The 9,206-nt window shown below is 68.0% G+C and carries 5 protein-coding genes; all 5 read left to right on the forward strand.

Annotated elements, in window-relative coordinates:
• Positions 1 to 358: 358 nt before the first annotated feature.
• Positions 359 to 2,218 (forward strand): ABC transporter family substrate-binding protein, encoded by a 1,860-nt coding sequence (locus tag AC2W7A_RS05560; RefSeq protein WP_485990477.1) that lies wholly within the window; start codon positions 359 to 361, stop codon positions 2,216 to 2,218.
• 171 nt (positions 2,219 to 2,389) lie between these two features.
• Positions 2,390 to 3,910, forward strand: coding sequence for an ABC transporter permease (locus AC2W7A_RS05565; protein WP_485990478.1), 1,521 nt, complete (start codon positions 2,390 to 2,392; stop codon positions 3,908 to 3,910).
• Positions 3,911 to 3,915: 5 nt separating this feature from the next.
• Complete coding sequence (locus AC2W7A_RS05570) at positions 3,916 to 5,079, forward strand: ABC transporter permease (protein ID WP_485990480.1); 1,164 nt, start codon at positions 3,916 to 3,918, stop codon at positions 5,077 to 5,079.
• Between the two features lie 258 nt (positions 5,080 to 5,337).
• Entirely contained in the window at positions 5,338 to 7,041 is a 1,704-nt protein-coding gene (locus AC2W7A_RS05575) for an ABC transporter ATP-binding protein (RefSeq protein WP_485990481.1), read from the forward strand.
• Between the two features lie 218 nt (positions 7,042 to 7,259).
• Positions 7,260 to 9,176 carry a translational GTPase TypA gene (gene typA / locus AC2W7A_RS05580; protein WP_485990479.1) on the forward strand — a complete coding sequence of 639 codons (1,917 nt, stop codon included), beginning with the start codon at positions 7,260 to 7,262 and terminating at the stop codon, positions 9,174 to 9,176.
• Positions 9,177 to 9,206 lie beyond the last annotated feature (30 nt).

A 9,206-nucleotide genomic window follows, 5' to 3' on the forward strand; every position in this document is an offset into this window, starting at 1 on the left:
CGGGGCGTGCACGGCATGGCGGGGGCCTGGGCCGTGCGCACGCTGCTGGCCGACCTCCGGTCCTGAGGCGGCGGCTCGACTCCCGTGCCGTCGTGCCCGTGGTGACGCCTCCCGCGCGCGGTGCGATTGTGTCACGGCAGTTACGAAAGGGTAACGATCGAACTGGGAAGCGCCTGTTCGCCACGTCACGTTTTTGCATGTGGCCCACGTCGGGTTAATGTGTGGTGCATCTCACGGAGTGGAACCTGAGGGGGTTCGCTCTCGCGGTGATTCATCCACCGAGATCAACCGGGGACTTCCCGGGAGGTCTCACCCCACTGAGATGCACTTTGCACCTTTGATGATTGGAGTGACTTCCATGAAGTACACCAAGCTCTCTGCGGCCGCGGCCCTCGCCGCCGGCTCCGCGCTCTTCCTCTCTGCCTGCGCCCCGGCCGGCCCGGCGGACAACAACGATGGCGGCAACGGCGGCAACGGCGGCTCCGGCGGGAACGGCGGCACCGAGTTCACCACCGGCGAGCAGGGCGAGAAGTACACCGTCGAGGCCGACGGCCCCGGCCTTGCGGACATGAAGGACGTCGAGACCAAGGACGGCTCGGTGGCCTACTCCATCGGCGAGGACGAGTTCTCCTCCTACAACGGCCTGCAGTCCAACACCTACACCTCGTACAACTCGGCCGTGGTGGACCGCCTGTTCTCGGGCTTCTTCTACTTCGGCACCGACGGCACCATCATGCGCAACGAGGCGTTCGGCACCTACGAGAAGGTCTCCGACGACCCGCTCCAGGTGAAGTACACCATCGCGGACGACGCCAAGTGGTCCGACGGCACCGACGTCACTGCCCTGGACTTCCAGCTGCAGTGGGCCGCGGACAACGGCAACCTGAAGGACGGCGACGCTCAGCTGTTCGACTCGGTCTCCTCCACCATGGGTGACTACATCGACGAGATGCCCGAGGGCGACCCGAAGGGCAAGGAGTTCACGCTCACCTACAACCAGTCCTACGCGGACTGGGAGATCCTCGTCTCCACCGCTCTGCCGGCCCACGTGGTCGCCAAGGAGTCCGGCATGTCTGAGGAGGAGCTGGCCAAGGCCATCGAGGCCAAGGACGTCGAGGCCCTGAAGCCGGCCGCGAAGTTCTGGAACGACGGCTGGGACTTCAAGCCGGGCGAGCTGCCGGACGAGTCCCTCATCCCGTCCATGGGCCCGTACAAGATCAAGAAGGACGGCTGGACCGCCGGCCAGTTCATCACCCTCGAGGCCAATGACAAGTACTGGGGTGAGAAGCCGGCGATGAAGGAGCTCGTGGTCCGCTTCGCCGCTGCCGACACCCACGTCCAGGCGCTGCAGAACAAGGAGCTCGACGTCATCGAGCCGCAGGCCACCGTGGACACCCTGCAGCAGCTCGAGGGCCTGGGCGACCAGGTGGTCGTGCAGACCGGCGACCAGCTCTCCTGGGAGCACCTCGACTTCAACCGCGGCGAGGGCTCGGTCTTCGCCGACTCCGCCGAGCTGCGCGAGGCCTTCGCCCTCTGCGTGCCGCGCCAGCAGATCGTGGACAACCTCATCAAGCCGATCAACAACGAGGCCGAGGTCATGAACCTCCGCGAGGTGTTCCCGTTCCAGGACAACTACGACGAGGTCGTGGAGGCGTCCTACCCGAAGGAGATGGACGAGCCGAACATCGAGAAGGCCAAGGAGCTCATCGAGAAGTCCGGCGAGTCCAAGCCGAAGGTCCGCATCGGCTACAACTCGCCGAACCCGCGCCGCACCGAGATCGTCTCCATGATCAAGTCCTCCTGTGACGAGGCCGGCTTCGACATCGTGGACTCCGGCAACGCGAACTTCTTCACCGAGGTCCTCGGCGCCGGCGACTTCGACGTGGCGCTGTTCGCCTGGTCCGGCTCCGGCCAGAAGGCCTCCGGCCGCAACATCTACCACTCCACCGGTGCCCAGAACGACATGAGCTACTCCAACCCGAAGGTCGACGAGGCCTGGGACAAGCTGGCCGGCTCGCTCGACGAGAAGGTGCAGCTGGAGCAGGTCAAGGAGATCGAGAAGCTCCTGTGGGAGGACTACCAGGCCATCCCGCTGTTCGCCCACCCGGGTATCCTTGGACAGGCTGCCGACGTGGCGAACGTCCGCAAGACCTCGACCCAGTCCGGCGCTCTGTGGAACGTGGAGCAGTGGGTCCGCGTCCAGGACTCCGCCGAGTGACGAACCCCCGGCGTCCGGGTGTCACAGCTCTCACCGTGTAGTGTGCTGTGACACCCTGACACCCACGGTGTGAAGGGCCCGACCGCCCCGCGGTCGGGCCCTTCCCCGTGGAACCCCGCTCTGCGCGGGACCTCCCAACCCATCACTGAGCACGGAAGGTCACCCCCTGTTGTGCTGAAATTTATCCTCAAGCGACTCGGCAGCTCGTTCCTCGTGCTGTTCGGCGCATCGATCCTCCTCTATGTCCTCGTCGTGAACTCCGGCGATCCCCTCGCGGATCTGCGTGAGTCCCAGAACGAGAACCGCGAACAGCTGATGCAGGCCCGCATCAACTACATGAACCTGGACGAGCCCTGGTACTCGCGCTACTTCATCTGGCTGCGCGGCGTGGCCGGCTGCCTCGTGGGCTCCTGCGACCTCGGCACCAACCGCGGCGGCCAGCAGGTCCTGGACCTGCTCTCCAACGCGGCCTCGTCCACCCTTCGCCTCGTGGTGCTGGCCACCGTGCTCGCGATCATCATCGGCATCGGCATCGGCATCATCACGGCGATCCGCCAGTACTCCGGCCTGGACTACGCGGTGACGCTGCTGATCTTCCTGTTCTTCTCGCTGCCGGTCTTCTGGGCCGCCGTGCTCCTCAAGGAGTACATGGCCATCGGCTACAACAACTGGATCGCGAACCCCACGTTGAACTGGACGTTCATCATCATCGGGGCCCTTGTCGCAGGCCTGGTGATGCAGGCGGCGATGGCCGGCAACACCAAGCGCCGTCTGCTCACCTTCGTCCTGACCGCCGGCTTCGTCCTCGTGGTGTTCCCGACCCTGCACGCCCTGGACTTCTGGCGCCAGCCGCGCATGGGTCCGCTCGTGCAGCTGGTCATCGGCCTGGCCGCGGCCGTCGCCGTGACCGCCATCGTGGCCGGTCTCAAGAACCGCAAGGTGCTGTACGCCGGCCTCGTGACCGTCGCCGTGGGCATGGTCTGCTACTACGCCACCTACGGCCTGCTGATGAACAACCCGTCCTGGCTGATCCTGCTGGGCCTGGGCATCATCTGCGTGCTCGTCGGCATCCTCATCGGACGCCTGATGGGCGGCTACTCGAAGGGGGCGGCCGTGACCGTCTCCGCGATCACCGCGGTGATCATGGGTGTGGCGATCGTCATGGAGCACATGACCAACTACTGGCCGCTGCTGCTGCGCGCCAAGCCGCGTCCGGTGGCCACCATCGGTTCGGAGACCCCCGGCCTGGACGCCCACTTCTGGGTGGAGTTCATGGACAAGGGCACCCAGTTGCTGCTGCCGACCGTCCTGCTGACGATCATCTCGGTGGCCACCTACTCCCGCTACACCCGTTCCTCGATGCTCGAGGTGTCCCGTCAGGATTACATCCGCACCGCGCGGGCCAAGGGCCTGGGCGAGCGTCAGGTGATCCTGAAGCACGCGTTCCGCAACTCGCTGATCCCGATCACCACGATCATGGCGTTCGATTTCGCCGGCCTCATCGGCGGCGCCGTGATCACCGAGCGCGTGTTCGGCTGGAAGGGTATGGGTGAGCTGTTCGCCACCGGCCTGAACCAGGTGGACCCGGCCCCGGTCATGGCCTTCTTCCTGGTCACCGGCACGGCCGCCGTGCTCATGAACCTCGTGGCGGACGTCCTGTACGCCATCCTCGACCCCCGGATTCGAGTGTGATCGCGATGACGACGAACAACACCACCGCGCCCACCGAGGCGCAGAAGGCCTTCGACCTCGCCGAGGCCGAGGACGCCAAGCTCCGCCAGAAGACGGGGAAGTCCTTCTCCCAGGGTCAGCTGGTCCGGAAGCGCTTCTTCAAGCACCGTGCCGCGATGATTTCCACGATCGTGCTGATCGTGATCACCGTCTTCGCGTTTACCTCGATCGGCTTCGGTCCGATCCCCGGCTGGTGGGACAAGTCCTACCTGTCCGCCGGCTCCGTGGTGAACGGGGGGAAGCCGACCATGTCGATCGTGCCGCAGTTCCTCGGCGGCGACGGTCTGGCCTGGGGGGAGCACCCGTTCGGCCAGGACTCCTCCGGCAAGGACTGGTTCGCCCTGGTCATGCGCGGCACCCAGCAGTCGCTCATCATCGCCGTGATCGTGGGCCTCGTGTCCACCGCCATCGGCGCGATCGTCGGCGCGCTGTCCGGCTACTTCCGCGGCTGGGTCGACTCGCTGCTGATGCGTCTGACCGACCTAATCATCGTGATCCCGCTGCTGGTGCTGGCCGCCGTGCTCGGCAAGATGTCCAACAACCTGCCGGGCGGCATCATCCCGCTGGCCATCGTCCTGGGTCTGGTGTCCTGGACGTCCCTGGCCCGTCTGGTGCGCGGCGAGGTCCTCTCGCTGCGTGAGAAGGAGTTCGTCTCCGCCGCCGTGGCCATGGGCGCCAAGCCCGGCCGTGTCATCTTCAAGCACCTGTTGCCGAACACGATCGGCGTGATCGTGGTGAACGCGACCTTCGCGATCGCAGGCGCGGTCCTGCTGGAGACCTCCCTGTCCTTCCTCGGCTTCGGCGTCCAGCCGCCGGAGTCGTCCCTCGGCCTGCTGATCTCCCAGTACCAGAACGCGTTCACCACGCGTCCCTGGCTGTTCTGGTGGCCCGGCATGCTGATCCTCGCGATCGCCCTGTCCGTGAACTTCCTCGGCGACGGCCTCCGTGACGCCTTCGACCCGCGTCAGGGCGGCGGTGCCCGCAAGAAGAAGGGCTTCCTGGGGTTGTCCGGCCGCAAGAAGGCCCTGGACGAGGCCGCGTCCTCGACCACGCCGAGCGGCGCCGCGACCGCCTCGGGCGGCTCGGTGGCCTCGGACGTCAAGCCCGCGGCGCACCCCCGTCGCCGGTGACGGGCCGAACGACGCCCCCGCCGCCGCTGAGGGTCCGATCGCCCGTGTGGACAAGGACACCGACCGCGGCCAGCCCGGCAACCCGCGCGGTCAGTGACGTGAGCTGAGAAGGAAGTGCATTCCATGTTCGGAAAGAAGAAGAACGACGCCGCCGCGGCGGCGCAGGGCGCATCCGCCCAGGGCACCCCGACCGGCTCCACCGCTGCGGACGTCCCCCAGGGCGGCGGCGGTCCCGTCGCCGGCCCGACCACGACCGCCATGGGCATCGTGAAGCGCCACGACGACCTCGGCGGCCAGCCGGTCCTGTCCTTCACGGACGTCGACGTCAAGTTCGACACCGAGTTCGGCCAGGTCCACGCCGTCAAGGGCGTCACGTTCGACGTGCGTCCCGGCGAGGTCGTCGCCCTCGTGGGCGAGTCCGGGTCCGGCAAGTCCGTGACCAGCTCCACCGCCATGGGCCTGCTGCCCTCGAACGCGGACATCACCGGCTCGGTGAAGCTCGCCGGCGAGGAGGTGCTCACCATGAGCGACGGGCGCCTGCGCAGCCTGCGCGGCAAGGACATCTCCATGGTGTTCCAGGAGCCGATGACCGCGCTGAACCCGGTCCTCACGGTCGGCGACCAGCTGACCGAGTCGATCGAGCTGCACGGTCTCGCCTACGGCACCGAGGCGGACAAGATGGCCGTCGAGCTGCTCACCATGGTGGGCATCGCGGACGCCCGCGCCCGCCTGAAGCAGTACCCGCACCAGTTCTCCGGCGGCCAGCGCCAGCGCATCGTGATCGCGATGGCCATCAGCTGCTCGCCGAAGGCGATCATCGCGGACGAGCCGACCACCGCGCTCGACGTGACCGTGCAGGCCGAGATCCTCGAGCTGCTGCGGTCGCTGAAGAACAAGATGAACACCGGCATCCTGCTCATCACGCACAACATGGGCGTGGTGGCGGACATGGCGGACCGTGTCTGCGTGATGCTGCACGGCGAGCTGGTGGAGTCCGGTCCGGTGCACCAGGTGATGCAGCACCCACAGCATCCCTACACCCAGCGCCTGCTCTCCGCCGTGCCCCGCCTGGGCAACTCGTACCACGTGGCCGAGCCGGAGCCGGTGACCTCCACCCAGACCAGGGCGAAGTACGCGATCGAGGCGGAGAACCTCAACCTCGAGTACGACCACCGCGGCAAGAAGAACCGTGTGGTCCACGACGTGTCCTTCACCGTGGCGCCGGGTGAGATCATGGGCCTGGTGGGCGAGTCGGGCTCCGGCAAGTCCACCATCGCCAAGTCGGTGCTCGGCCTGCTGCCCGTGGCCTCCGGCTCGCTGAAGATCTACGGCGCGGACCTGGCGTCCATGCCCGTGAAGCAGCAGCGCGCCCTGCGCAAGCGGATCGGCGTCGTGTTCCAGGACCCGGCGGCCTCGCTGGATCCGCGCTTCCCGATCGGCGACATCATCACCGAGCCGATGGTGGTGCACGGGGTGGGGGACCGGAAGGCCCGCCTGGAGCGTGCCTACGAGCTGCTGGATGCCGTGAAGCTGCCGCGCTCCGTGGTGAACCGCTTCCCGCACGAGCTCTCCGGCGGTCAGCGCCAGCGCATCTCCATTGCGCGTGCGCTGACCCTGGACCCGGACGTCCTCATCGCCGACGAGCCGACCTCGGCCCTCGACGTGTCCGTCCAGGCCGCCGTGCTGGACATGTTCGCCCAGCTCCAGGAGCGCTACGAGTTCGCCTGCCTGTTCGTGTCCCATGACCTGGCGGTCGTGGACATGCTGGCCCACAAGGTGCTCGTGCTCAAGGACGGCAAGGAGGTCGAGAAGGGCCTCACGGACGACGTCCTGCACAACCCGCAGGCCGAGTACACCCAGCGCCTGCTGGCCGCGGCCCCGGTGCCGGACCCGGACGAGCAGGCCGAGCGCCGCCAGGAGCGGCGCGAGCTGCTCGCCTCCTTCGGCGAGCACGCCTACTGATCCGCACCGGATCCCCTCCGCCGCACCACAGCGGCACGCGACGACGGTCGGGCACCTGCCTGGCCGTCGTCGCCGTCTGCGAGGGAGCGGCGCCGGCGCACGCCGGTGACGTTCCACGCCACCGGCGGCGACGGCGGTTCCACGCGCGTACAATCGCACGAGGGCCGCCGTCGGCGTGTGCCCGCCAGACCTCCCCCACCACCCCGGACAGGACCTTCATGAGCTCGAATCCGACCGCCCGCACCGACCTGCGCAACGTGGCCATCGTGGCCCACGTGGACCACGGCAAGACCACGCTCGTGGACGCGATGCTGCGCCAGACCGGCGCCTTCTCCACGCACGGAGAGGTCGCGGAGCGCGTCATGGACTCGGGTGACCTGGAGAAGGAGAAGGGCATCACGATCCTGGCCAAGAACACCACCGTGTTCTACTCCGGCCCGTCCGCCCCGGAGGGCGAGACCGTGACCATCAACGTCATCGACACCCCGGGCCACGCGGACTTCGGCGGCGAGGTCGAGCGCGGGCTGTCCATGGTGGACGGCGTCGTGCTGCTCGTGGACGCCTCCGAGGGCCCGCTGCCGCAGACCCGCTTCGTGCTGCGCAAGGCGCTGGCCGCCAAGCTCCCGGTGGTGCTGGTCGTCAACAAGACGGACCGCCCGGACGCCCGCATCGACGGCGTGGTCTCTGACTCCATGGACCTGCTGCTCGGCCTGGCCTCGGACCTGGCCGAGGAGGTCGAGGACCTGGACCTGGACTCCGTGCTGGACGTCCCGGTGGTGTACGCCTCCGGCAAGGCCGGCCGCGCCTCGCTCGAGCAGCCGGCCGACGGCTCGCTGCCGGACTCCGAGGACCTGGAGCCGCTGTTCAACGTCATCATGGAGCGCGTCCCGGCGCCCACCTATGACGAGGGCGAGGTCCTGCAGGCCCACGTGACCAATCTGGACGCCTCCCCGTTCCTGGGCCGCCTGGCGTTGCTGCGGATCTTCAACGGCACCCTGAAGAAGGGCCAGCAGGTCGCCTGGGCCCGCCAGGACGGCACCCAGAAGACCGTGAAGATCACCGAGCTGCTGGCCACCAAGGGCCTGGAGCGCGTGCCCGCCGAGCAGGCCGGCCCGGGCGAGATCGTGGCGGTCGCCGGCATCGAGGACATCATGATCGGCGAGACCCTCACCGACGTGGAGAACCCGAAGCCGCTGCCGCTGATCACCGTGGACGACCCGGCGATCTCCATGACGGTCGGCATCAACACCTCCCCGCTGGCCGGCCGCGTCAAGGGCGCCAAGGTCACCGCCCGCCAGGTGAAGGACCGTCTGGACAAGGAGCTCATCGGCAACGTGTCCCTCAAGGTCCTGCCCACCGAGCGTCCGGACGCCTGGGAGGTCCAGGGCCGCGGCGAGCTCGCCCTGGCGATCCTGGTGGAGCAGATGCGCCGCGAGGGCTTCGAGCTGACCGTGGGCAAGCCGCAGGTGGTGACCCGGGAGGTCGACGGCAAGCTGCACGAGCCGATGGAGCACATGACCATCGACATCCCCGAGGAGTTCATGGGCGCCGTCACCCAGCTGATGGCCGGCCGCAAGGGCCGCATGCAGGAGATGTCCAACCACGGCACCGGCTGGATCCGCATGCAGTTCCTGGTCCCGGCCCGCGGCCTGATCGGCTTCCGCACCCGCTTCCTCACCGAGACCCGCGGCGCGGGCATCGCCTCGTCCTACGCCGCCGGCTACGAGCCGTGGACCGGCGAGATCGAGTACCGCACCAACGGCTCGCTGGTGGCGGACCGCGCCGGCTCAGCCACCCCGTTCGCCATGATCAACCTCCAGGAGCGCGGCACCTTCTTCATCAAGCCCGGCTCCGAGGTGTACGAGGGCATGATCGTCGGCGAGAACTCGCGCGCGGACGACATGGACGTGAACATCACCAAGGAGAAGAAGCTCACCAACATGCGCTCCTCCACGGCGGACTCGTTCGAGGGCCTCACCCCGCCGACCATCCTCACCCTGGAGGAGTCGCTGGAGTTCGCCCGCGAGGACGAGTGCGTGGAGATCACCCCGGAGAGTATCCGCATCCGCAAGGTGGTCCTGGACGCGAACGACCGTCTGAAGGCCGCGCGCCGCCCGCGCCCGCGCCTGAGCTGACGCGTGAGCTCGGCGTCCGCCGCCCGCCGG

Source organism: Micrococcus sp. LASM2_SD2, assembly GCF_057364565.1.

What these genes read in the sequence shown, in the direction of transcription:
- AC2W7A_RS05560 (WP_485990477.1), top strand. Translation starts at nt 359, where the DNA reads ATGAAGTACACCAAGCTCTCTGCGGCCGCGGCCCTCGCCGCCGGCTCC.
- AC2W7A_RS05570 (WP_485990480.1), top strand. Translation starts at nt 3,916, where the DNA reads ATGACGACGAACAACACCACCGCGCCCACCGAGGCGCAGAAGGCCTTC.
- AC2W7A_RS05575 (WP_485990481.1), top strand. Translation starts at nt 5,338, where the DNA reads ATGGGCATCGTGAAGCGCCACGACGACCTCGGCGGCCAGCCGGTCCTG.
- typA (WP_485990479.1), top strand. Translation starts at nt 7,260, where the DNA reads ATGAGCTCGAATCCGACCGCCCGCACCGACCTGCGCAACGTGGCCATC.